This is a genomic window from Pseudomonas sichuanensis (assembly GCF_024749065.1).
In the GTDB taxonomy this organism is placed as follows: Bacteria; Pseudomonadota; Gammaproteobacteria; order Pseudomonadales; family Pseudomonadaceae; genus Aquipseudomonas; species Aquipseudomonas sichuanensis.
In genome coordinates this window covers 3,175,449-3,199,930 of the sequence record NZ_CP087185.1, presented here as the reverse complement: position 1 = coordinate 3,199,930, position 24,482 = coordinate 3,175,449, and the positions used below count along the sequence as shown (strand labels likewise).

The 24,482-nt window shown below is 65.5% G+C and carries 18 protein-coding genes; 11 read left to right on the top strand and 7 right to left on the bottom strand.

From position 1 onward, the window contains the following. The gene (locus tag LOY51_RS14430) at positions 1 to 1,011 is read right to left on the bottom strand and encodes a GlxA family transcriptional regulator (RefSeq protein WP_125858819.1); all 1,011 of its coding nucleotides are present in this window, start codon (positions 1,009 to 1,011) and stop codon (positions 1 to 3) included. 558 nt (positions 1,012 to 1,569) lie between these two features. On the opposite strand from LOY51_RS14430, the gene LOY51_RS14425 reads away from it, so the two are divergent. The 3 genes from LOY51_RS14425 (at position 1,570) to LOY51_RS14415 (ending at position 4,910) form a co-directional block, all read left to right on the top strand. Continuing rightward, positions 1,570 to 1,983 (top strand): RidA family protein, encoded by a 414-nt coding sequence (locus LOY51_RS14425; RefSeq protein ID WP_125858818.1) that lies wholly within the window; start codon positions 1,570 to 1,572, stop codon positions 1,981 to 1,983. 198 nt (positions 1,984 to 2,181) lie between these two features. Next, entirely contained in the window at positions 2,182 to 2,682 is a 501-nt protein-coding gene (locus LOY51_RS14420; protein ID WP_125858817.1) for a GNAT family N-acetyltransferase, read from the top strand. 125 nt (positions 2,683 to 2,807) lie between these two features. Next, positions 2,808 to 4,910 (top strand): putative bifunctional diguanylate cyclase/phosphodiesterase, encoded by a 2,103-nt coding sequence (locus LOY51_RS14415; protein ID WP_258641722.1) that lies wholly within the window; start codon positions 2,808 to 2,810, stop codon positions 4,908 to 4,910. A 30-nt stretch (positions 4,911 to 4,940) separates the two neighbouring features. On the opposite strand, the gene LOY51_RS14410 is transcribed toward LOY51_RS14415, so the two are convergent. From LOY51_RS14410 to LOY51_RS14385, 6 genes are all read right to left on the bottom strand, one after another. After that, entirely contained in the window at positions 4,941 to 5,732 is a 792-nt protein-coding gene (locus tag LOY51_RS14410) for an amino acid ABC transporter ATP-binding protein (RefSeq protein ID WP_309475575.1), read from the bottom strand. A gap of 24 nt (positions 5,733 to 5,756) precedes the next feature. Further along, the gene (locus tag LOY51_RS14405) at positions 5,757 to 7,001 is read right to left on the bottom strand and encodes an NAD(P)/FAD-dependent oxidoreductase (RefSeq protein WP_258641721.1); all 1,245 of its coding nucleotides are present in this window, start codon (positions 6,999 to 7,001) and stop codon (positions 5,757 to 5,759) included. A 16-nt stretch (positions 7,002 to 7,017) separates the two neighbouring features. Then, positions 7,018 to 7,728, bottom strand: a complete 711-nt coding sequence (locus tag LOY51_RS14400; protein ID WP_125464245.1) for an ABC transporter permease — start codon at positions 7,726 to 7,728, stop codon at positions 7,018 to 7,020. Beyond that, entirely contained in the window at positions 7,725 to 8,444 is a 720-nt protein-coding gene (locus tag LOY51_RS14395) for an ABC transporter permease (protein WP_258641720.1), read from the bottom strand. The genes LOY51_RS14400 and LOY51_RS14395 overlap by 4 nt, the downstream gene beginning before the upstream one ends. A 194-nt stretch (positions 8,445 to 8,638) precedes the next feature. Next, entirely contained in the window at positions 8,639 to 9,391 is a 753-nt protein-coding gene (locus LOY51_RS14390; RefSeq protein WP_125858814.1) for a transporter substrate-binding domain-containing protein, read from the bottom strand. Between the two features lie 26 nt (positions 9,392 to 9,417). Beyond that, positions 9,418 to 10,293 carry a MurR/RpiR family transcriptional regulator gene (locus LOY51_RS14385; protein ID WP_125464242.1) on the bottom strand — a complete coding sequence of 292 codons (876 nt, stop codon included), beginning with the start codon at positions 10,291 to 10,293 and terminating at the stop codon, positions 9,418 to 9,420. Between the two features lie 142 nt (positions 10,294 to 10,435). On the opposite strand from LOY51_RS14385, the gene LOY51_RS14380 reads away from it, so the two are divergent. The 8 genes from LOY51_RS14380 to LOY51_RS14345 all read left to right on the top strand — a co-directional run bounded on the left by LOY51_RS14380 (position 10,436) and on the right by LOY51_RS14345 (position 24,391). Then, positions 10,436 to 11,461, top strand: coding sequence for an Ldh family oxidoreductase (locus LOY51_RS14380; RefSeq protein ID WP_125858813.1), 1,026 nt, complete (start codon positions 10,436 to 10,438; stop codon positions 11,459 to 11,461). Positions 11,462 to 11,699: 238 nt separating this feature from the next. Continuing rightward, positions 11,700 to 12,899, top strand: coding sequence for an amino acid aminotransferase (locus LOY51_RS14375; RefSeq protein ID WP_258641719.1), 1,200 nt, complete (start codon positions 11,700 to 11,702; stop codon positions 12,897 to 12,899). Positions 12,900 to 13,167: 268 nt separating this feature from the next. Beyond that, positions 13,168 to 14,448: a serine/threonine transporter gene (locus LOY51_RS14370; RefSeq protein WP_258641718.1), complete on the top strand. Its 1,281-nt coding sequence runs from the start codon at positions 13,168 to 13,170 to the stop codon at positions 14,446 to 14,448. Positions 14,449 to 14,619: 171 nt separating this feature from the next. Then, a complete protein-coding gene (gene tpx / locus LOY51_RS14365; protein WP_125464238.1) occupies positions 14,620 to 15,120 on the top strand; it encodes a thiol peroxidase in 501 nt (166 codons plus the stop codon). Positions 15,121 to 15,409: 289 nt separating this feature from the next. Beyond that, on the top strand, positions 15,410 to 16,702 hold the full coding sequence (locus LOY51_RS14360; RefSeq protein WP_125858811.1) for an MdtA/MuxA family multidrug efflux RND transporter periplasmic adaptor subunit: 1,293 nt from the start codon (positions 15,410 to 15,412) through the stop codon (positions 16,700 to 16,702). Next, positions 16,699 to 19,797, top strand: coding sequence for an MdtB/MuxB family multidrug efflux RND transporter permease subunit (locus LOY51_RS14355; protein WP_258641717.1), 3,099 nt, complete (start codon positions 16,699 to 16,701; stop codon positions 19,795 to 19,797). Before LOY51_RS14360 ends, LOY51_RS14355 begins: the two co-directional genes overlap by 4 nt. Continuing rightward, positions 19,794 to 22,904, top strand: coding sequence for a multidrug efflux RND transporter permease subunit (locus tag LOY51_RS14350; protein WP_125464235.1), 3,111 nt, complete (start codon positions 19,794 to 19,796; stop codon positions 22,902 to 22,904). The genes LOY51_RS14355 and LOY51_RS14350 overlap by 4 nt, the downstream gene beginning before the upstream one ends. Beyond that, positions 22,901 to 24,391 (top strand): efflux transporter outer membrane subunit, encoded by a 1,491-nt coding sequence (locus tag LOY51_RS14345; RefSeq protein WP_258641716.1) that lies wholly within the window; start codon positions 22,901 to 22,903, stop codon positions 24,389 to 24,391. Before LOY51_RS14350 ends, LOY51_RS14345 begins: the two co-directional genes overlap by 4 nt. Positions 24,392 to 24,482 lie beyond the last annotated feature (91 nt).

The following is a 24,482-nucleotide window of genomic DNA, read 5'->3' as shown; positions in this document are numbered from 1 at the left end:
TTACTCGCCCAGGCGCTGCTCGCGTGACGGCGGGTAGCCGAAGTACGCCGCATAGCACTTGCTGAAGTGCGACACCGAGACAAACCCGCAAGCCACCGCCACTTCCATCACCGATAGGTCGGAATATTGCAGCAAGCGCCGGCTCTTGGTGATGCGCAGCTCCATGTAGTAGCGCCGTGGCGAGGTGCCGAGCTGGGCCTGGAACAACCGGTCGATCTGCCGCCGGGAGCGCCCGGAGTAGGCCGCCAGTTGGTCGAGGCTCAGGGTTTCCTCGAGGTTGTTTTCCATCAGCTCGACGATGGTGCGCAGGTGCAGGCTCATGGACTTTTTCGCCCCCGGGCCGACCTGGCGATAGCGCGCCCCGGAGAACGACAGGATCTCTTCCACGCCCTCGGCCAGGGCATCGCCGTACAGCCGGCGCACCAGGCCGAGCATCAGCTCCATGGCGCCGTTGGGGCTGGCGGCGCTGAGGCGGTCACGGTCGAGGGTGAAGCTGGCCGGGGTGATGCGGGTTTGCGGGCTGCATTCGCTGAGGCTGGCGCGCTGCTCGGGGTGAACACTGCAACCGTAGTCGTCGAGCACCCCGGCGCGGCCGAGGAACCAGGCGCCGTTCCACAGCCCGCCCAGGGTCATGCCGTGGGCGGCGCAGTCGCCGAGCAGGCGGTCGAGGGTCGGGTATTTGAGCGGGGTGCGCAGGCCGCCGCAGATCACCAGCAGGTCGAGGTCGTGCAGGTCGGTCGGTACCAGCGGGCTGGCCACCAGCTCCAGGCCCAGGTCGCTGAGCACCCGGTCACCGCCGCCCAGCGACAGGGGGGTGAAGGCAAAACTGTCGGCCCGCAGCAGGTTGGCGGTGACCAGCACGTCCATGGCCACGGTGAAGCTGGCCATGGAGAAATGTTCGAGCAGGACAAAGTCGACTCGGTAAGGCCGCTGGGCGCTGCCGTCGCTGGTCTTGAGCCGCAGCATGTTGCTGGTGCTGGTTTTCTTGCTGAACTGGCGTGGCGTGGGCACTGCGGACTCCGCTTCCTGGCTGGCGGCAGTGAGTGTGCGGGGTGTGGCGGGTAAAGACAACTGGGGGGGGCGCGGGGTGTATGCCATGGAATGGTGGGTGGGCAGCCAGGTGCATGTCTTGGAATGGTGTTTGGGCAGCCAGGTGTAAGGCGACAGGTTTGCAGCGCCTATCAGATCGAGCGCCGCCCGCGCGGCGCTTCGCGGGTGAACCCGCTCCCACAGTTTGTTTCGGGCCAATTATTCCTGTGAAAGTACCGGCGCCTGCCCTGGTGCCTGCCTCGAGTCATGCGGGGCGGCGGCAACGCCCACACTGAAACCGCGTCGTACCAACAAGGCAGACCAGGTGATGGCACAGGAAAGACTGGCCCGAAACAAACTGTGGGAGCGGGTTTACCCGCGAAGCGCCGCGCGGGCGGCGCTCGATCTCATAGGCGCTGCAAAACCTCCGCCGGACACCTCGCAGCCTTCACTGTCCATAAACAGAGTCGCGCCCCTGCTTGACCTCAACCAAACCTGAGGTCTGATACTCGCCCGCTCTTCCCACGATGGAGCGTGCCCATGCCCCAACCAAAGGCTTTTACCCTGTCCAACCCCGAAGGCCTCTACGACCCCAGCGCCAACGCCTATTCCCATGTCGCCGAAGTACGCGCCGGCAGTCGCCTGGTGTATGTGGCCGGGCAGGGCGGCGAGGGCCTGGATGGCGCGCTGTCGCCACAGTTCGACGCGCAGGTGCGTCAGGCGCTGATCAACCTGAAGATCGCCCTGGCCTCCAAAGGTGCCAGCCTGCAGGACGTGTTCAAACTCACCCTGCTGGTGGTGGACCACAGCGAAACCCGGTTGCAGCAATGGGTGGCCGCAGCGACCCGCGCCTGGGATGGCAGCATGACCCCGACCTGCACCTTGATCCCGGTACCGCGGCTGGCGCTGGACGGCATGCTGGTGGAAATCGATGCGGTGGCGGCGCTGAGTTAGTGGCTCACTGGCCTCATCGCCGGCAAGCCGGCTCCCACAGGTGCAGCGCTGGCCTTGAGGATGGCGCGATTGATGTGGGAGCCGGCTTGCCGGCGATGAGGCCGACGCGAGCAACACAAGAAAGTTGCTGCCACAGGGTACTGTGCAGTTGCCAGCTTGGCGCTAGAATCGCGCTTCCTCACTGCCCGAGCGCCCTTGATGCCCACCCCCATCGAACTGCTCCAGACCGGCCCCGAGCAGGCCGATCTGGTGCGCAACCTCTACCAGTTCTATGCCTACGAATCGTCCGATTGGGAGCAGGAGGATGTCGAGGTGGACGGGCGCTTCTACCTCCACGAACCGCACTTCGAGCGCTATTGGCAGTCCCCCGACTGGGCCGCCCACCTGGTCCTGGTGGATGGCTTCATCGCCGGCTTCGTGCTGGTCGAGCGCAGCGAGCTGCCGGGCATCGATGCACTGGAGCTGGCCGACCTGTTCATCCTCAAGCGCTATCGGCGCCAGGGCGTAGGCCGCGCCGTGGCCCTGCAGTTGCTGAGCGACGGCCGGGTCGACTGGCTGCTGCGTTGCTATGCCGGGGATGCCCCGGCCATGAGCTTCTGCCAGGCCGTGCTGGCCGACCTGTCGCGCCCGGTACGCGAGATCGCGTTGGACGATGACCCGCAGCTGCGCAATTTTCTGGTCACACCGTACCGCCATTGAATACGCGCGATTTTTTTGTGACGCACTTCACAAAAACCGTTCGTCTGGCGGCATAATGCCAGTAATTCGTATTTTCGGACTGGTCTGACGCGAAGTCCGGAAGCTTCCTTGCTCAGGTAAATCCCATGCCGCTAGCTGCAAGCCCAGAGACCCTGTCCCGCCTGTTGATCCAGAGCGTGGTCGACTACGCCATCTACCTGCTGACCCCCGAGGGTGTCGTCGCCAGTTGGAATCCGGGGGCGCAGCGGGCCAAGGGCTACCATGCCGAGGAAATCGTTGGCCAGCATTTCTCGGTGTTCTACACCGACGCCGACCGCGATGCCGGCCTGCCGGCCCTGAGCCTGGCAACCGCCCTGGAAGCCGGGCGCTTCCAGGCAGACGGCTTGCGCCAGCGCAAGGACGGTTCGCACTTCTGGACCAGCGTGGTGATCGAGCCGATCGTCGACGAAGGCAGCGGCCAGTTGATCGGTTTTGCCAAGATCACCCGCGATATGTCCGAGCGCCGCCAGCAGGAGCTGGAACTGCTCAAGGCCAAGGAGCTGGCCGAGCAATACAGCCAGGAGATGACCACCCTGTCGCAGTTCCTCGACTCGGTGATCGGCAATATCCCGGCCAGTGTCATCGTGCAGGACCTGGCAAGCGAGCAGATCCTGCTGGCCAACCCCCAGGCCGAGCGCCTGTTCGGTGGCCAGGGCGTCAGCCTGGTCGGCCAGTTGCCCGGGCAGGGCCTGGCCCCGGAGGCGGCGGAGTACCTGGAGCAGCAACTGGCCCGCGGCGCGCGCAGCAGCAAGGGTTATGTCGCCGAAACCCGCGTCGACACCGCCAGCGGCCCGCGTACCCTGCGCAGCCGCACCCTGCGCTGCGAGGGCCGCGCCGGGCAGGGCGACTACGTGCTGTACGTGGCCGAGGATGCCACCGAGGAACTGGCTGCCCACGCCCAGATTCACCACATGGCCCACCATGACGCGCTGACCGGGTTGCCCAACCGCACGCTGTTCCATGAACGGCTCAAGCAGGCCCTGGTGCGCGGCGAGGACAGCGGCAAGCTGACCGCCACCCTGTGCCTGGACCTGGACAACTTCAAGAACATCAACGACACCCTTGGCCACGCCTTCGGCGACAAGTTGCTGCGCGCCCTCGGCAAGCGCCTGCGCCGCGAGCTGCGCGAGCACGACACCCTGGCGCGCCTCGGCGGTGACGAGTTTGCCGTGGTGCTGGTCGGCCTGGATAGCCGCGAGGCCGCGCGCAACACCGCGCAGCGCCTGATCGATGCAATCAGCCCGCCGTTCCATATCGAGGGCCACCAGTTCAGCGTGGGGGTGAGCATCGGTGTGGCGATCGCGCCCGACGATCACGACAACGCCGAACAACTGCTCGGTTACGCCGACATGGCCCTGTACGAAGCCAAGCGCAACGGCCGCAACCGTTTCGAGAGCTTCCATGTCGAGCTGGACGTGGCTGCCCGCCAGCGCCGCCTGGTGGAAACCGACCTGCGCACGGCCCTGCACCTGGGCCAGTTGCAACTGCACTACCAGGCCGTGGTCGACCAGCAGAGCAACAGTGTCACCGGCTACGAGGCGCTGCTGCGCTGGGAGCACCCGGTGCGCGGCATGATCATGCCCATGGACTTCATTCCGATTGCCGAAGAGACCGGGTTGATCCACGAACTCGGTGTTCGCGCGCTCAACCTGGCCTGCCAGGAAGCGGCAAGCTGGGGCACCGAGCAGACGGTTTCGGTCAACCTGTCGCCGGTGCAGTTCAAGAATGCCAACCTGGTCCACACCGTGGCCCTGGCCCTGGCCGACTCGGGGCTGCCGGCCACGCGCCTGGAGCTGGAGATCACCGAGTCGGTGCTGCTGGGCAACAGCGAGGAAAACGTGCGCACCTTAAGGGCACTGAAGGACCTGGGGGTGTCGATCTCCCTCGACGACTTCGGCACCGGCTACTCGTCGCTGGGTTACCTGCGTTCGTTCCCGTTCGACCGGATCAAGATCGACAAGTCGTTCGTCCACGACATGTGCGACAGCCGCGAGGCGATGTCGATCATCCGCGCCATCACCGAGCTGTCCAACAGCCTGATGATCAAGACCACGGCCGAAGGGGTGGAGTCGGAGGAACAGATGCAGCGGCTGATGGCCGAAGGTTGCTCGCACTTCCAGGGCTACCTGTACGGGCGCCCGGCGCCGGCCAGCGAGCGCCTCAAACAGCTCACGCCGGCCGGCCAGTAAGCGGCGCGGGCTTGCCCCGCGCCAACGGGCTCAGTGCAGGATCTGCTTGAGGAACGCCTGCGCCCGGGCCGTGCGTGGCTGGCCGAAGAACAGCTCGGGCGGGCTGTCCTCGATGATCTGCCCGCCTTCAAGGAACAGCACGCGCTCGGCCACCTGGCGGGCGAAGCCCATTTCGTGGGTGACGCAGAGCATGGTCATGCCGGTGCCGGCCAGCTGCACCAGCACGTCCAGCACCTCGGCGACCATCTCTGGGTCGAGCGCCGAGGTGGGTTCGTCGAACAGCATGATCCGCGGCTTCATGCACAGCGCCCGGGCGATGGCCACGCGCTGTTGCTGGCCGCCGGAGAGCTGGCTGGGGTACTTGTGCGCCTGGTTTTCGATGCCGACCTTGGCCAGGTACATGCGCGCCCGTTCCTCGGCGTCCTTGCGCGACAGGCCGCGCACGCTGGTGGGCGCCAGCAGGCAGTTGTCGAGCACGCTCATGTGCGGGAACAGGTTGAAGTGCTGGAACACCATGCCGATTTCGCTGCGGATCTGGGTGGCTTTGCGGTCGGTGCCGGCCACGTCGATGCCGGCCACCTGGATACGGCCCTGCTGGGCGATCTCCAGGCGGTTGATGCAGCGGATCAGCGTCGATTTACCCGAGCCCGACGGGCCGCACAGCACGATGCGCTCGCCTTCGCGCACCGACAGGTCGATATCGTGCAGCACGTGAAACGCGCCGTAGTGCTTGTTCAATCCCTCGATGCGGATCAGCTCCGGGCGCAGGTCGGGCGTGGGTTGCGGGGTAGCAAGGCTGGCAAGACTGGAAGGTGCGGACATCGTTATTGTTCTCCCGCTCAGGGTTCAGTCGAAGCGTGCGGCGCTATAGGGCGCAGGGTCGGTGAAAGGGCGTTCGCCGGTCATCAGCTCGGCCAGCAGGCGGCCGCTGACCGGGCCCAGGGTGAGGCCGTGGTGGGCGTGGCCGAAGTTGAACCACAGGCCCTGGTGCCGAGGTGCCGGGCCGATCACCGGGCGCATGTCCGGCAGGCACGGGCGGCGGCCCAGCCAGGGCTTGTCGTCCAGGCGTTCACCCAGGGCCGGGAACAGTTTGCGCGCCAGGGCTTCGCAGCGGCGCAGCTGGATCTCGTTGCCGGGGGCGTCGCTGGCGGCGAACTCGATGCCGGTGGTCAGGCGCACGCCGCGGGCCATCGGCGCCAGTACGTAGCCGCCCTGGGTGTCGCAGACCGAATGCTGTAGTTCGGCGCCGTCGCGGGTGCCGTAGTGCATGTGGTAGCCGCGCTTGATCCCCAGCGGGAAGTGGTAACCCAGGCGCTCATAGAGCTCTGCGGATTGCGGGCCGAGGCAGGCCACGACTTCGTCGGCAGTGACCGCGCCGCGCTGGGTATCGACCTGCCAGCCGCCTTCGCTGCGTTGCAGGGTGCGGGCGTCGCCATGCAGGAACTGGCCGCCACGCTGGACGAACAGGGCGGCATAGCCACGGGTGAGGCCGCCGGGGTTGCTAACGGTCTTCGGGTCGAGCCAGTGGATGCCGCCGACCACGCCGCCGTCGAGCCCCTGCTCGCGGGCTTGCAGTTGCCCACGGTCGAGGAATTCGTATTTCAGGCCATAGCGCGCCAGGCCCAGCACATCCTGCTTGGCCTGCTCGAACAGCGCGCTGTCGCGGTATACCTCGATCCAGCCCTTGGCCTGCACCAGGCCTTGCAGCCCGGCGGTCTCGATCAGGGCGTCGTGTTCCTCGACGCAGCGTTGCACCAGCGGCAGCATGTCCGCCGCGGCTTCGGCCACGCGGCCCGGCGCCGATTGCTGCCAGTAGCGCAGCAGCCAGGGCGCGGCCTTGGGCAGGTGCAGCAGGCTGTAGCGCACGTCGGGCTGGCGATTGAGGCCGTAGCGCAGCAGCGCGCCGAACTGCCGGGGGAAGGCATAGGGGATCACGCTGGAGCGCTCGATCAGCCCGGCGTTGCCGTGGCTGGTGCCGCTGCCCGGCTCGTCGCGGTCGATGAGGATCACCTGGCGGCCGCGCGCCTGCAGGTGCAGCGCGGTGCTGACGCCGACGATACCGGCGCCCAGAACGATGGTTTGGCAATGCATGGAACGTATCCTTCAATCAGTTCAGGTGGCGGCCCAGGCGGGCCTCCAGGTGTTTCAGGGTGCGCCGGACGATCTCGACGATCAGCAGGTAGAGCACCGCCGCCCACAGGTAGATCTGGAAGTCGAAGCTGCGCGAGAAGGCCAGCTTGGTCACCCCCATCAGGTCGAAGATGGTCACCAGCGAGGCGATGGCGCTGGCCTTGATCATCATGATCAGCTCGTTGCCCAGCGGGCCGATGGCCACCAGCAGCGATTGCGGCAGGATCACCTTGAAGAAGGTGGTCGAGCGCTTGAGGTTGAGCGCCTTGGCCGCCTCGTACTGCCCCGGGGCGATGGCCAGCAGGCTGGCGCGGAAGATCTCCGCCTGGTAGGCCGCGGTGTTCAGGGTGAAGGCGAGCAGGGCGCAGTACCATGCCTCGCGGAAGAACCACCACAGCCCGACGTCCTGCCAGAAACCCTTGAGCGAGCCCAGCCCGTAGTACAGCAGGAACAGCTGGGCCAGCAGTGGCGAGCCGCGGAAGAAGTACACGTAGCCGGCGGCCAGGCGCTGCAGCACGAGGTTGCGCGACATCCGCGCCAGGGCCAGCAGCATACCCAGCAGTGCGCCCAGGGTGAACGAGATGGCCACCAGCTTGGCGGTGACCAGCAGGCCGTCGACGAAGCGAGGGCCGTAGCGCTCCAGCAGGTCTGGGTCGAGCACGTAGGCCAGCAGTTGTTCGAGGCTCATGTGCGGGCTCCTTGCAGGTGGCGGTTGCTGCGTTTTTCAAGCAAGGCGAAGACCCGGCCCGAGACTGCCGAGAACAGCAGGTAGATCAAGCAGGCCACGCCGTAGAAGAACATCGGCTCCTTGGTCACGCTGACCGCCAGGTTGGTCTGGCGCATCAGGTCGATCAGCGAGATGGTCGACACCAGCGAGGTGTCCTTGAGCAGGCTCAGCCAGTTGTTCGAAAGCCCCGGCAGGGCGATGCGCGTCAGCTGCGGCAGCACCACCTTGAAGAACCCGGTGCGCTTGCTCAGGCCCAGGGCCGAGCAGGCCTCCAGCTGGCCCTTGGGCAGGGTCTTGAAGGCCATCAGCCAGATTTCGCTGGAAAACGCGGCGAACACCAGGCTGAAGGCGACCATGGCGGCGAGGAAGGTGTCGATCAGCACCTCGCCCGGGTAGCCCAGGGCGGCGAGGATCTTCTGCGCGGCGATCTGGCAGCCGTAGTAGATGATCAGCAGGGTGAGCAGTTCGGGCAGGCCGCGGAACACCGTGGAGAAGGTGGTGGCCCAGGCCCGTGGCAGGCGTTTGCGCGAACGTGCGGCCAGGGCCACCAGCAGCCCCAGCGGCAGGCCGACGGGCAGGCAGGCGAGGGCCAGCGACACGGTCACCAGGGCGCCGGCCAGCAGCGCCTGACCCCAGCCGCCGCTGGCGAAGGACAGTAGAGACAGTTGATCGAGCATGGGTGGAGTCCCCAGTTCGGTTGGGTTTGGCTTGCGGGGCATCCTCGACTGTGGAGTTGCTCCGGCTGGCCCTATCGCTGGCAAGCCAGCTCCCACAGAGTGTGTGCTTATCCCTGTGGGAGCTGGCTTGCCAGCGATAGGGCCGGGGCAGTCAGCAGATGCATGAACCGCCCCAAGCTGCTCTCAACGCCACATCAGTTATAGATATCGAAGGCAAAGTACTTGCTGGCGATCTTCTGGTACGTGCCATTGGCCACGATCGCCGCCAGGGCCGCATTCAACCGTGTGCGCAGCGCCTCGTCGTCCTTGCGCACGGCAATTGCCGCATCGGCCTTGGTGTCCTTGACGTCGCCGAGGATCTTGCAGCAGTCCTGGCCGTTCTTGTCCAGCCACTCGTGCAGCGGGAACTTGTCGGCGATCACCCCGTCCAGGCGCCCGGCGGCAAGGTCGGCGTTGGCTTCGTCCATGGTCGGGTACAGCTTCACGTCGGCGCCGGCCTTGCCGTACACGTCTTCGGCGTAGATCGCCTGGGTGGAGGAGGACTGGGCGCCGACGGTGTAGCCGACGAAGTCGGTCTGCGCGTCGGTGATCTTGCTGTCCTTGGCCACGGCCACGGTCAGCGGGGTGCGGTAGTAGTGGTCGGTGAAGGCGATCTTCTTGCGTCGTTCTTCGGTGTCGATCATCGACGCCACCACGGCGTCGTACTTGCGTGCCATCAGGGCCGGGATGATGCCTTCCCAGTCCTGTGCCACCAGGGTGCACTCGACCTTCATCTGCTCGCACAGGGCGTGGGTGATGTCGATATCGAAGCCATGCAGCTTGTTATCGGCATCGACATAGTTGAAGGGCGGGTAGGCGCCTTCGGTGGCAAAGCGCAGGGTTTCGGCGCTGGCGGCGCCCGCCAGCAGCAGGGCGCACGCACCCACCACAGCCATGGATCTTTTCATCTCGCACCTCTGTACCAACACTCTTGCTATTGTTGTTTGCCCGCCGGCCACGAGGTGTAGCCGACGAACTCGTTATGTAGAGCGGCAGTTGCTTCCAAGCGTTTTTCAACATCCGGCCCGAGCTTCTTGCAGACCTCGTTGACCATCAGGTGCACCCACGACAGCATCGCCGCCGTGGAGTCCCAGAACAGATTGAATTCGGTGGGGATGCGGAACACCTCGTCGGCGTTGGCATCGGCCCAGTCACAGAAGGTGTCGGTGACCAGCGTCACTGGGATGCCAAGGGCGCGGGCCTTCTGGCACAACTGCAGGGCGTGGCGCGAGTAGCGGCGGGCTTCGAACACCACCAGGGTGAGGTCCTCGGGCTTGCCCAGCAGCACCTCGCCGAAGTGGCCGGCGCTGCCATCCACGCAGTGCACGCCATTGCGCAGGTACTGCAGCAGGTGGGTCATGCACAGGGCAATGCCGCGTTCGGTCTGGAAGCCGGCGATGAACACCTGGGGTTTATTGGCCAGGCGGCGGGCTACCTGGCGCCAGGCCTCGCTGCGGCTGTATTCGTGCACACGGACCAGGGCGGCCATTTCCAGCTCCAGGCTGCCGGCGTGTTCGCGGCCGTCTTCGGGTTGCTGGCGAAACTCCTGCAGGCGATCACCCACCAGCCAGGGGCCATCACCGAGGTCGTTCTGCAAGTCCTGCTTGAGCGCCTTGAGGTGGGCGTAGCCCAGCGCACGACAGAAGCGGCCGACACTCGATTCGCTGACGTCCAGCTTGGCGGCGATGCTCGCCGAAGTCTGGAACGGCAGCTCGTGCAGGTTGGCGAGCATGTAGCTGGCGATCTTGCGGCCAGAGGCGGCAGCGCTGTCGAGGCTGCTTTCCAGGCGTTGCTTGATCGATTGGCTCATGTAGCGCTCCGGCTGATTTCTGGCGTGGAGAAGAAAATGGCTGTTTTCTGTCATCAAGTCAATATTTGACAGATAGCTGTCATTCACGGGAAAGTCAGGGCGTTGCGCTGTAGCCATTCCAATACCAAGAAAGGAGCTTCAGATGTCCGCACCGTCCACCAGCCCTGCCGTGCGCGTGCCCTTTGCCGAGCTGCAGGCGCTGTTGCAAACGATCCTCCAACGCCATGGCTGCAGCGCAGCGGTGGCTGCCGTGCTGGCCCATAACTGCGCCAGCGCCCAGCGCGATGGCGCCCACAGCCATGGTGTGTTCCGTATTCCCGGTTACGTCTCGACCCTGGCCAGCGGCTGGGTGGATGGCACGGCCGTGCCGCAGGTGACCGACGTGGCGTCGGGCTATGTGCGGGTCGATGCCGGCGGCGGTTTTGCCCAGCCGGCCCTGGCGGCGGCGCGCGCGCTGCTGGTGGAGAAGGCCCGCAGCGCCGGTATCGCCGTGCTGGCGATCCACAATTCGCACCACTTCGCCGCCCTGTGGCCGGATGTCGAGCCGTTCGCCGATGAAGGCCTGGTGGCCCTGAGCGTGGTCAACAGCATGACCTGCGTGGTGCCCCACGGTGCGCGCAAGCCGTTGTTCGGCACTAACCCCATCGCTTTTGCCGCGCCGTGCGCCGGGCACGATCCGATCGTGTTCGACATGGCCACCAGCGCCATGGCCCACGGTGACGTGCAGATCGCCGCCCGTGCCGGCCAGCAATTGCCTGAAGGCATGGGCGTGGATGCCGGCGGGCAGCCCACCACCGATCCGAAGGCCATTCTCGAAGGTGGCGCGCTGCTGCCATTCGGCGGGCACAAGGGCTCGGCGCTGTCGATGATGGTCGAGTTGCTGGCGGCGGCGCTGACCGGCGGCCACTTCTCCTGGGAGTTCGACTGGTCCGGGCACCCGGGGGCGAAGACGCCGTGGACCGGGCAACTGATCATCGTGATCGACCCGAGCAAGGCCGAAGGGGAGCGTTTTGCCCAGCGAAGCCGTGAGCTGGTGGAGCAGATGCAGGCGGTGGGGCTGTCGCGCATGCCGGGGGAGCGTCGCTATCGCGAGCGTGAAGTGGCGGGCAGGGAAGGGGTGGCGTTGACCGAGCAGGAGTTGGCCGGTTTGAAGGAACTGGCTGGCTGAAACGGAATTTTCCAAGCTGGCGCGATCCCTGTGGGAGCGGGCTTGCCCGCGATCACGGGCGTAGCCCGTGCCATGCATCGCGGTGTCATCTTCGCGGGTAAACCCGCTCCCACAGGGGCCAGTGTGTGCAACGGCGCATCCAGCCCCTTGCACATCAGTGATGTTCCTGACGCCTGTCTGCGGGTATCCTCGCTGCAGCCTTTTCTGAACTGTCCTGATTTCCAAGGAGCTGCACGCTGTGTTCAAACATGTCGATGCCTATGCCGGCGACCCGATCCTCTCGCTGATGGAAACCTTCAAGGCCGACCCGCGCGCCGACAAGGTCAACCTGAGTATCGGCCTGTACTACGACGAAGCCGGCGTGGTGCCGCAGCTGGCGGCGGTGGCTGAAGTCGAGAAACGCCTGGCCGGCCAGCCCCATGAAGCGTCGCTGTACCTGCCGATGGAAGGTCTGGCTGCCTATCGCCAGGCGATCCAGGCGCTGCTGTTCGGCAGCGATCACCCGGCTGTGACCGATGGCCGTGTGGCCACCGTGCAGACCGTGGGCGGTTCCGGCGCGCTGAAAGTCGGCGCCGACTTCCTCAAGCGCTACTTCCCAGGCTCGGAAGTCTGGGTCAGCAACCCGACCTGGGACAACCACCGGGCGATCTTCGAAGGCGCGGGCTTCAAGGTGCATACCTACCCGTACTTCGATTCGGCCAGCCGTGGCGTCGACTTCGCCGGCATGCTGGCGACCCTGCAGACCCTGCCGGCCAACAGCGTGGTGCTGCTGCACCCGTGCTGCCACAACCCCACCGGCGTCGACCTGGACCAGCACCAGTGGCAGCAAGTGGTCGAAGTGGTCAAGGCACGCCAGCTGATCCCGTTCCTCGACATCGCCTACCAGGGCTTCGGCGAAGGCCTGGTCGAGGATGCCTACGCCATCCGCGAAATGGCCCGTGCCGGCGTGCCGTGCCTGGTCAGTAACTCGTTCTCGAAAATCTTCTCGCTGTACGGCGAGCGGGTAGGGGGCCTGTCGGTGGTCTGTGACGACGCCGCCACCGCGGTCAGCGTGCTCGGCCAGCTCAAGGCCACGGTGCGCCGCAACTACTCCAGCCCGCCTGCGTTCGGCGCCCAGCTGGTGGCCGGCGTGCTCGGCGATGACGCGCTCAATGCCCAGTGGGTGGCGGAAGTGGAAGTGATGCGCAAGCGTATCCTCGACATGCGCCAAGGCCTGGTCGACCTGCTCGGCAAGCTGCTGCCGGGCCAGGACTTCCAGTTCTTCCTGCGCCAGCGCGGCATGTTCAGCTACACCGGCTTCAGCGTCGAGCAGGTGCGTCGCCTGCGTGACGAGTTCGGCGTGTATCTGATCGACAGCGGTCGGGTGTGCATGTCCGGGCTGCGTCCGGCCAACCTGCGCCAGGTGGCTGAGGCGTTTGCGGCGGTGCACAAGGGCTGAGCGAATCGGCCTAATCGCGGGGCAAGCCCGCTCCCACGCCAAACCTCGTTGCATGGGGTGGCGTGGGAGCGGGCTTGCCCCGCGATGCTTTCACCCTCGCAAAACCGGGCCTCTTGTACAGACAAGTGCAACCGTCCCTCGGACGGGGCTTCCCCAAGTGCAACCTTTGCATGCACAATCGCGCCCCTCTTCCCCGGTTGAGTTGGGCGAAACGTCTATTTCGCCATTCTCAGCCTGTTGCAGTCTTGCGAGTGGAGCTTCACCCGGAATGAATGAGCAGGCCCCAAGCGTTGAACAACGCTTTGCAGAATCGACCCCCGCCACCCTTGGCAGCTGGTCGCGTCACGACACCACCTGGATGCTGGGCCTGTTCGGCACAGCCATCGGCGCCGGAACCCTGTTCTTGCCGATCAACGCCGGCCTCGGCGGCTTCTGGCCGCTGCTGATCCTCGCGGCGCTGGCGTTCCCCATGACTTACTTCGCCCACCGCGGCCTGACCCGTTTCGTGCTGTCCGGGCGTAGCGGCGGCGACATCACCCAGGTCGTGGAAGAGCACTTCGGCATCAAGGCCGGTGCGCTGATCACCGTGCTGTACTTCTTCGCCATCTTCCCGATCCTGCTGATCTACAGCGTGGCCCTGACCAACACCGTCAGCAGCTTCATGGAGCACCAGCTGCACATCGCGCCGCCGCCGCGGGCGATCCTGTCGTTCGTGCTGATCCTCGGCCTGCTGGCGATCGTGCGTTGCGGTGAACAGGCCACGGTCAAGGTCATGAGCCTGCTGGTCTACCCGTTCATCGTCGCCCTGGCGCTGCTGGCCCTGTACCTGGTGCCGCACTGGACCGGCGGTATCCTGGACACCGCGTCGCAAGTACCGTCGGGTTCTGCCTTCCTGCACACCGTGTGGCTGGCCATTCCGGTGATGGTGTTCTCGTTCAACCACTCGCCGATCATCTCGGCCTTCGCCGTCGACCAGAAGCGCCGCTACGGTGACCATGCCGACGAGCGCAGCGGCCAGATCCTGCGCCGCGCCCACCTGCTGATGGTGCTGATGGTGCTGTTCTTCGTGTTCAGCTGCGTGCTGACCCTGAGCAGCGCCCAGCTGGCCGAAGCCAAGGCGCAGAACCTGTCGATCCTGTCGTACCTGGCCAACCACTTCGACCAGCCGACCATCGCCTTTGCCGCGCCGCTGATCGCGTTCATCGCCATCGCCAAGTCGTTTCTGGGCCACTACATCGGTGCCAGCGAAGGCCTCAAGGGCATGATCGTCAAGACCGGCCTGCGCCCGGGCGCCAAGGCCCTGGACCGCATGGTCGCCGCTCTGATGCTGGTGGTGTGCTGGATCGTCGCCACCCTCAACCCGAGCATCCTCGGCATGATCGAGTCCCTCGGTGGCCCGATCATCGCCGTGCTGCTGTTCCTGATGCCGATGTACGCCATCCGTCGCGTGCCGTCGATGCGCAAGTACAGCGGCGCGCTGTCGAACCTGTTCGTGGTTGTCATCGGCCTGGTGGCCCTGACCTCGGTGGTGTATGGCCTGATGGGCTGATTCGACCGCCTGCAACAGAAGTGTCCGGGTTGGTTGTCGCCACCCGGACATTTTTTTGTCCACAGGAATTGTCTGGCAATAGAACAATTTCATGTTTGCTTATAGGCACTTGCGCAGCTTCATGCTTAACTCGGGGTCTTTTACCAACCCCGTACTAAGGATGATTTCCCCATGGCTCAAGTGACTCTCAAAGGCGGCCCGGTTCAGGTCAGCGGTAATCTGCCGCAAGTCGGCGCCCAGGCGCCTGCCTTCTCGCTGGTTGCCGGCAACCTGGCTGACACCTCGCTGAAAGACTTCGCCGGCAAGCGCAAGGTGCTGAATATCTTCCCAAGCGTCGACACCCCCACCTGCGCCACCTCGGTGCGCAAGTTCAACGCCCAGGCCAACGACGTGGCCAACACCGTGGTGCTGTGCATCTCCGCCGACCTGCCATTCGCCCAGGCACGCTTCTGCGGCGCCGAAGGCCTGGAGAACGTGAAGAACCTGTCGACCCTGCGTGGCCGCGAGTTCCTGGAAAACTACGGCGTGGCCATCGCCGACGGCCCGCTGGCCGGCCTGGCCGCCCGCGCCGTGGTGGTGCTGGATGAAAACGACAAGGTGCTGCACTCCGAGCTGGTTGGCGAGATCGCCGATGAGCCGAACTACGACGCGGCGCTGGCTGTTCTGAAGTAAGTGTCATTGGGGCTGCTGCGCAGCCCATCGCCGGCAAGCCGGCTTCCACAGGCGATCACCTAACCCTGTGGGAGCCGGCTTGCCGGCGAAAGGGCCGCAAAGCGGCCCCTGCGGGTTACACCCGGTAACGGCCTGGACAACGTTCCAGGCCGTTTTCATTTAAAGTGCACTCCCTGACCAACGTCAGCCGAAGGTAAAGCACCGGTAAAGCTCCTTTGCTAATCCGATGCCAGTGCTTATCGTTCACGCTCTTCCCGCCGTCATTCTCTGAACAAGGTTCGTTCGTCCCATGCAAGTGTCCAATTCCCGTTCCCCCCGTCGCTGGCTGTTCGGCCTGCTGATCCTGCTGCTGGTGGCCCTGCTGGCCTGGTGGCTGTGGCCTGCAGCGCCCGTCCACAAGGACGCGACGGGCGCTGGCCGGCCGGGCAAAGGCATGGGCATGGGCGGGCGCCCGGGCTTCGGCGCCTCGAGCGACCCGGTGCCGGTGCGCGTGGAGCCGGTGCGCGTCGGCGACTTCCCGCTGTATTACAAGGCGCTGGGTACCGTCACCGCGACCAACACCGTCAACGTGCGCAGCCGGGTGGCCGGCGAGCTGGTCAAGATCCACTTCCAGGAAGGCCAGCAGGTCAAGGCCGGCGACCTGCTCGCCGAGATCGACCCGCGCCCGTACCGCATTGCCCTGCAGCAGGCCGAAGGCACCCTGGCGCAGAACCAGGCGCAATTGAAGAACGCCCAGGTCGACCTGGCCCGCTATAAAGGCCTGTACGCCGAAGACAGCATCGCCAAGCAGACCCTCGACACTGCTGAAGCCCAGGTGGCGCAGTTCCAGGGGCTGGTCAAGACCAACCAGGCCGCTGTCAACGATGCCCGCCTGAACCTCGATTTCACCCAGATCCGTGCACCGATCAACGGCCGCCTGGGCCTGCGCCAACTGGACCTGGGCAACCTGGTCGCCGCCAACGACACCACCGCGCTGGTGGTGATCACCCAGACCGAGCCGATCAACGTCGCCTTCACCTTGCCGGAAACCGAACTGGACACCGTGCTGGCCCGCTACCGCAGCGGTGCCAGCCTGCCGGTCGAAGCCTGGGACCGTGGCGATCGCAAGCTCCAGGCCACCGGCGTGCTGGGCAGCCTCGACAACCAGATCGACACCACCACCGGCACCCTGAAGTTCAAGGGCACGTTCCAGAACAAGGACCACGCGCTGTTCCCCAACCAGTTCGTCAACGTGCGCCTGCTGGCCGACACCCTCAAACAGGTGGTGCTGGCCCCGGCCGCGGCGATCCAGTTCGGCAACGACGGCACCTTCGCCTACGTGGTCAACCAGGACAGCAAGGTCAATATCCGCAAGCTCAAGGTAGGGGCCAGCGATGGCCAGCACAGCGTGATCCTCGAAGGCCTGTCCGCCGGCGACCGCCTGGTGCTGGAAGGCACCGACCGCCTGCGCGAAGGCACCAAGGTCGATGTGGTCGAAGACAGCTCGCAAGTGCCCACCACCCCCGGCCAGCACCTGCAGGGCCAGGACGCCAAGGGCGCGGCACAGACCACCGGTAAATCGAGCTCCAAGGCGGGCGCATGAACCTTTCCCGCCTGTTCATCCTGCGGCCGGTCGCCACCACGCTGAGCATGCTGGCCATCGTCCTGGCCGGCCTGATCGCCTACAAAATGCTGCCGGTGGCGGCCTTGCCCCAGGTCGACTACCCGACCATCCGGGTCATGACCCTGTACCCCGGCGCCAGCCCGCAGGTGATGACCAGTGCCGTCACCGCACCGCTGGAGCGCCAGTTCGGGCAGATGCCGGGCCTGGAACAGATGGCCTCGACCAGCTCCGGTGGCGCTTCGGTCCTCACGCTGCGCTTCAACCTCGACATGAACATGGACGTTGCCGAGCAACAGGTGCAGGCCGCGATCAACGCCGCCAGCAACCTGCTGCCCAGCGACCTGCCGGCACCGCCGGTGTACAACAAGGTCAACCCGGCCGACACCCCGGTGCTGACCCTGGCGATTTCGTCGAAAACCATGCCGTTGCCCAAGCTCAACGACCTGGTCGACACCCGCGTTGCGCAGAAGATCGCCCAGATCAGCGGCGTGGGCATGGTCAGTATTGCCGGCGGCCAGCGCCAGGCCGTACGGATCAAGGTCAACGTCGATGCCCTGGCCGCCAACGGCCTGAACCTGGATGACGTGCGTACCTTGATCGGCGCTTCCAACGTCAACCAGCCCAAGGGCAACTTCGACGGCCCCACCCGGGTGTCGATGCTCGACGCCAACGACCAGCTGCGCTCGCCCGAGGAATACGCCAACCTCATCCTCAAGTACGCCAACGGTGCGCCGTTGCGCCTCAAGGACGTCGCCGAGATTGTCGATGGCGCCGAAAACGAACGCCTGGCCGCCTGGGCCAACCAGAACGAGGCGGTGCTGCTGAACATCCAGCGCCAGCCCGGGGCCAACGTCATCGAAGTGGTCGACCGGATCAAGGAACTGCTGCCGTCGATCACCGACAACCTGCCCGCCGGCCTCGACGTCATGGTGCTCACCGATCGCACCCAAACCATCCGCGCCGCCGTGCGCGACGTGCAGCACGAACTGCTGTTCGCCATCGCCCTGGTGGTGATGGTCACGTTCCTGTTCCTGCGCCGGGTCAGCGCCACGATCATTCCGTCCATCGCCGTGCCGCTGTCGCTGATCGGCACCTTCGGGGTGATGTACCTGGCCGGGTTCTCGGTCAACAACCTCACGCTGATGGCCCTGACCATCGCCACCGGTTTCGTGGTGGACGACGCCATCGTCATGCTGGAGAACATCTCTCGGCATATCGAAGAGGGCGAGACACCCTTCCAGGCTGCGCTCAAGGGCGCCAAACAGATCGGCTTCACCCTGATCTCGCTGACGTTTTCCTTGATCGCGGTATTGATCCCGTTGCTGTTCATGGCCGATGTGGTCGGGCGATTGTTCCGCGAGTTCGCCATCACCCTGGCGGTGGCGATCCTGATTTCCCTGGTGGTATCGCTGACCCTGACGCCGATGATGTGCGCGCGCCTGCTCAAGCGCGAGCCCAAGGAAGAAGAGCAGGGCCGCTTCTACCGTGCCAGCGGCGCGTGGATCGACTGGCTGATCAAGCACTACGGCAGCGCCCTGACCTGGGTGCTCAAGCATCAGCCACTGACGTTGCTGGTGGCGGTGGCCACCCTTGCGCTGACCGTGGTGCTTTACCTGGCGGTGCCCAAAGGCTTCTTCCCGGCCCAGGACACCGGCGTGATCCAGGGCATCTCCGAAGCCCCGCAATCCACCTCATTCGCCGCCATGAGCGAGCGCCAGCAGGCGCTGGCCGGCGTGATCCTCAAGGACCCGGCGGTGCAGAGCCTGTCCTCGTACATCGGCGTGGACGGCGATAACGCCACCCTCAACAGCGGCCGTCTGCTGATCAACCTCAAACCCCACGGCGAGCGCGACGTCACCGCCAGTCAGGTGATCAACCGTCTGCAGCCACAGCTCGACCGGCTGGTGGGGATCCGCCTGTTCATGCAGCCAGTGCAGGACTTGAGCATCGAGGACCGGGTCAGCCGCACCCAGTACCAGTTCAGCCTCAGTTCGCCCGACGCCGAGCTGCTCGCGCAGTGGAGCGGCAAGCTGGTGCAGGCCCTGCAGCAGCGCCCCGAATTGCAGGACGTGGCCAGCGACCTGCAGGACAAGGGCCTGCAGGTTTACCTGGTGATCGACCGTGACATGGCCAGCCGCCTGGGCATCAGCGTGTCGCAGATCACCAACGCCCTGTATGACGCCTTCGGCCAGCGGCAGATCTCGACCATCTACACCCAGGCCAGCCAGTACCGCGTGGTGCTGCAGTCGCAGGCCGCGGCCAGCCTTGGCCCGCAGGCCCTGGAGTCGATCCACGTCAAGGCCGCCGACGGCGGCCAGGTGCGCCTGTCGGCGCTGGCGCGCATCGAACAGCGCCAGGCCCAGCTGGCCATCTCGCACATCGGCCAGTTCCCGGCGGTGATGATGTCGTTCAACCTCGGCCATGGCGCGTCCCTGGGCGAGGCGGTGCAGGTGATCGAACAGGTGCAACAAGAGATCGGCATGCCGATCGGCGTGCAGACCCGCTTCCAGGGTGCCGCCGAGGCGTTCCAGGCTTCGTTGTCGAGCACCTTGCTGTTGATCCTGGCCGCGGTGGTGACCATGTACATCGTGCTGGGGGTGCTCTATGAGAGCTATATCCACCCGGTGACCATCCTCTCGACGCTGCCCTCGGCGGCGGTAGGCGCCTTGCTGGCATTGTTGCTCAGCGGCAATGACCTGGGGATGATCGCGATCATCGGCATCATCCTGTTGATCGGCATCGTCAAGAAGAACGCGATCATGATGATCGACTTCGCCCTGGAGGCCGAGCGCCACCAGGGCATGAGCCCGCGCGATGCGATCTACCAGGCGGCGTTGCTGCGTTTCCGGCCGATCCTGATGACCACCCTGGCCGCGCTGTTCGGCGCCGTGCCCTTGATGCTCGCCACCGGTTCCGGTGCCGAACTGCGCCAGCCGCTGGGCCTGGTGATGGTCGGCGGGCTGCTGGTGAGCCAGGTGCTGACCCTGTTCACCACCCCGGTCATCTACCTGTTCTTCGACCGCCTGGCCCGCCGTTGGCGCCCAGCGGCTGACGCACAGCAGGCCGACGCATGAACCTGTCCGGTCCTTTCATCCGCCGGCCAGTGGCGACCATGCTGCTGAGCCTGGCGATCATGCTGCTGGGTGGGGTGAGCTTCGGCCTGTTGCCGGTGTCGCCATTGCCGCAGATGGACTTCCCGGTGATCGTGGTCCAGGCCAGCCTGCCTGGTGCAAGCCCGGAGGTCATGGCGTCCACCGTGGCCACGCCGCTGGAGCGCAAGCTCGGTGCGATTGCCGGTGTCACCACCCTGACCAGCAGCTCCAACCAGGGCTCGACCCGGGTGATCATCGGCTTTGACCTGGGCCGTGACATCGACGGCGCCGCGCGTGAAGTGCAGGCGGCGATCAACGCCACCCGCAACCTGTTGCCCAGTGGCATGCGCAGCATGCCCACGTACAAGAAGATCAACCCTTCACAAGCGCCGATCATGGTGCTGTCGCTGACCTCCTCAGTGCTGTCCAAAGGGCAGTTGTACGACCTGGCCGACACCATCCTGTCCCAGAGCCTGTCCCAGGTCAGCGGGGTAGGGGAGGTGCAGATCGGCGGCAGTTCGCTGCCCGCCGTGCGCATCGAGCTGGAGCCACAGCTGCTCAACCAGTACAACCTGGCCCTGGACGATGTGCGCACCGCCGTGGCCAACGCCAACCAGCGCCGGCCCATGGGTTTTGTCGAGGACAAGGAACGCAACTGGCAGGTGCGCGCCAACGATCAGCTGGAGAAAGCCGAAGACTACAAACCGATCGTGATCCGCCAGCAGAACGGCGCGATCCTGCGCCTGTCCGACGTGGCCAAGGTCACCGATGGCGTGGAGAACCGCTACAACAGCGGCTTCTTCAACGACGAAAGCGCGGTGCTGCTGGTGGTCAACCGCCAGTCCGGCGCCAACATCATCCAGACCGTCGAGCAGATCAAGGCCGAGCTGCCGGCATTGCAGTCGCTGCTGCCGGCCAGCGTCAAGCTGGACGTGGCCATGGACCGCTCGCCGGTGATCAAGGCCACCCTCAAGGAGGCCGAGCACACCCTGCTGATCGCCGTGGCGCTGGTGATACTGGTGGTGTACCTGTTCCTCGGCAACTTCCGCGCCTCGCTGATTCCAAGCCTGGCCGTGCCGGTGTCGCTGGTGGGCACCTTTGCGGTGATGTACCTGTGCGGCTTCTCGCTGAACAACCTGTCGCTGATGGCGCTGATCCTGGCCACCGGCCTGGTGGTGGACGATGCCATCGTGGTGCTGGAGAACATCTCCCGGCATATCGAGAACGGTGAGAACCCCATGCGCGCCGCCTACAAGGGGGCGCAGGAGGTCGGCTTCACCCTGCTGTCGATGAACGTCTCGCTGGTGGCGGTGTTCGTGTCGATCCTGTTCATGGGCGGCATCGTGCGTGGCTTGTTCAAGGAGTTCTCGATTACCCTGGCGGCGGCGATCATCGTCTCGTTGGTGGTGTCGCTGACGCTTACGCCGATGCTCTGTTCGCGCTGGTTGAAGGTGCATGGCCCGCAGCAGCAGACCCGCCTGCAGCGCCTGAGCGACCGCATCCACCAGCGCATGGTCGCCGGTTACGATCGCAGCCTGGGCTGGGCGCTGCGCCACAAGCGCCTGACGCTGTTCAGCCTGCTGGCCACCATCGCCCTCAACGTTGCCTTGTATGTGGTGGTGCCCAAGACCCTGATGCCGCAACAGGACACCGGCCAGCTGCAGGGCTTCGTACGTGGCGACGACGGCCTGTCGTTCAGCGTGATGCAGCCGAAGATGGAGATCTACCGCCGGGCGCTGCTCAAGGACCCGGCCGTGGAGAGCGTCGCCGGCTTCATCGGTGGCAACAGCGGCACCAACAACGCCTTCATGCTGGTGCGGCTCAAGCCCATCACCCAGCGCAAGGAGAATGCGCAAAAGGTCATCGAGCGCCTGCGCAAGGAAATGCCCAAGGTGCCCGGCGGCCGCTTGTTCCTGATGGCCGACCAGGACTTGCAACTGGGCGGCGGTGGCCGCGACCAGAGTACTTCGCAGTACCTCTACACCCTGCAGAGCGGTGACCTGGCCGCCTTGCGCGAGTGGTTCCCGAAGGTGGCCGCCGAGCTGCGCAAGCTGCCCGAACTGACCGCCATCGATGCCCGCGACGGCGCCGGCACCCAGCAAGTGACCCTGGTGGTGGACCGTGACCAGGCCAAGCGCCTGGGCATCGACATGAACATGGTCACCTCGGTGCTCAACAACGCCTACAGCCAGCGGCAGATCTCGACCATCTACGACAGCCTCAACCAGTACCAGGTGGTGCTGGAGATCAACCCCAAATACGCCTGGGACCCGAGCACCCTGGAGCAGGTGCAGGTGATCACCGCCGACGGTGCCCGTGTGCCGCTATCGAGCTTCGCCCGTTACGAGAACAGCCTGGCCAACGACCGCGTCAGCCACGAAGGCCAGTTCGCCTCCGAAGACATCTCGTTCGATGTGGCCGAAGGCTACAGCACCGACCAGGCCCTGGCTGCGCTGGAACGCGCGGTGGCCAGGCTGGGTTTGCCGGAGTCGGTGATCGCCAAGCTGGGCGGTACTGCCAATGCCTTTACCAAGACCGCCGAAGGCCAGCCGCTGATGATCCTCGGCGCCCTGGTGCTGGTGTACCTGGTGCTGGGCATCCTCTATGAGAGCTACATCCACCCGCTGACCATTCTGTCCACGCTGCCTTCGGCCGGCGTCGGCGGGTTGCTCGCGTTGTACCTGACCGGCGGCGAGTTCAGCCTGATCTCGCTGCTGGGGCTGTTCCTGCTGATCGGCGTGGTGAAGAAGAACGCCATCCTGATGATCGACCTGGCCCTGCAACTGGAGCGCAACGAAGGCCTGTCGCCCGAAGAATCTATCCGCCGCGCCTGCCTGCTGCGCCTGCGGCCGATCCTGATGACCACCCTGGCCGCCATCCTCGGCGCGCTGCCGCTGCTGCTCAGCCAGGCCGAAGGCGCCGAAATGCGCCAGCCGCTGGGCCTGACCATCATCGGCGGCCTGGTCTTCAGCCAGATGCTCACCCTGTACACGACGCCTGTGGTCTACCTCTACCTCGACCGCCTGCGCCACCGTTTCAACCGTTGGCGCGGCGTGCGCACCGACGCTGCCCTGGATACTCCGCTATGAACTTTGCCCATACCCGCCTGCACCGTGCTCTCATGCGCCTGACCCAGGGGCGCGGCTCGCGCCTGGTTGGCGCGGGGCTGTGCGTGGCGATGCTCAGCGCCTGTACCCTGAGCCCCGACTACCATCGCCCTGAGTTGAGCACCCCGGCGCAGTTCAAGCAGGCCAAAGGCTGGACCCAGGCCAAACCGTCCGACGCCATCGCCCGCGGCGCCTGGTGGGAGATCTACGGCGACGCGCAGCTCAATACGCTGGTCGAGGAACTCAATCGCAGCAACCAGACCGTTGCGCAATCCGCGGCCCAGTACCGCCAGGCCCAGGCCCTGGTGCGCAGCAGCCGCGCTTCGCTGTTCCCCTCGCTGGACCTGTCCGTTGGCAAGACTCGCTCGGCCCAGGGCACCGGCAGCTCCAGTTCCAGCCTGTCGAACAACAGCAGTGGTATCCGCGACACCTATAACGCCCAGCTTGGTGTCAGCTGGGAGATCGACCTGTGGGGCAAGCTGCGCGAAACCCTGAATGCCAACGAGGCCAGCGCCCAGGCCAGCCTCGCCGACCTGGCCGCGATTCGCCTCAGCCAGCAGTCGGAGCTGGTGCAGAACTACCTGCAGTTGCGGGTGATCGATGCGCAGAAACGCCTGCTCGAAGCTACCGTCGCCGCCTATGAGCGTTCATTGAAGATGAACGAAAACCAGTACCGCGCTGGCGTGGTCGGGCCGGACGCCGTGGCCCAGGCCCGCACCCAGCTCAAGAGCACCCAGGCTGACCTGATCGACCTGGCCTGGCAGCGGGCCCAGTACGAGAACGCCATCGCGGTGCTGATGGGCAAGGCGCCGGCCGACTTTGCCCTGGCCGCGACCGAGGAAATTCCGGCATTGCCCGATATTCCGGTAGCGCTGCCGTCGCAGTTGCTGGAGCGCCGCCCGGACATCGCCTCGGCCGAGCGCAAGGTCATGGCTGCCAACTCGAACATCGGCGTGTCCCGCGCGGCCTACTTCCCCGACCTGTCGCTGAGCATGAGCGGTGGCTATTCCAGCAGCAGCTTCAACAACTGGATCGAATTGCCCAACCGCTACTGGTCCGTGGGGCCGCAGTTGGCGTTGACACTGTTTGATGCCGGCAAGCGCAGCGCCGAGGTGGACCGCACCGTGGCTGTCTATGACCAGACCGTGGCCCAGTACCGGCAGACCGTGTTGGATGGGTTCAAGGAGGTCGAGAATTTCCTGGTGCAGCTCAAGGTGTACGGCGACGAGGCCGTGGTGCGCCAGGAAGCACTGGATGCGGCACGTGAGTCGCTGCGCCTTACCGAGAACCAGTACAAGGCCGGGTTGATCGGCTACCTGGATGTGGTGAGCGTGCAGACTACGGCGCTGAGCAATGAGCGTAGCGTGCTGACGCTGCTGCAGGGGCGGTTGTTGGCGAGTGTGCAGTTGATTGCGGCGTTGGGTGGGGGCTGGGATGAGCAGCAGGCGCTGGCGGATCAAGGGGACTGAGCTGATCGCATTAAAGGGACTGCTTCCTGGTGCATGACGGGCGAGCGGCAGCGACTTCGAGATCGAGCGCCGCCCGCGCGGCGCTCGATCT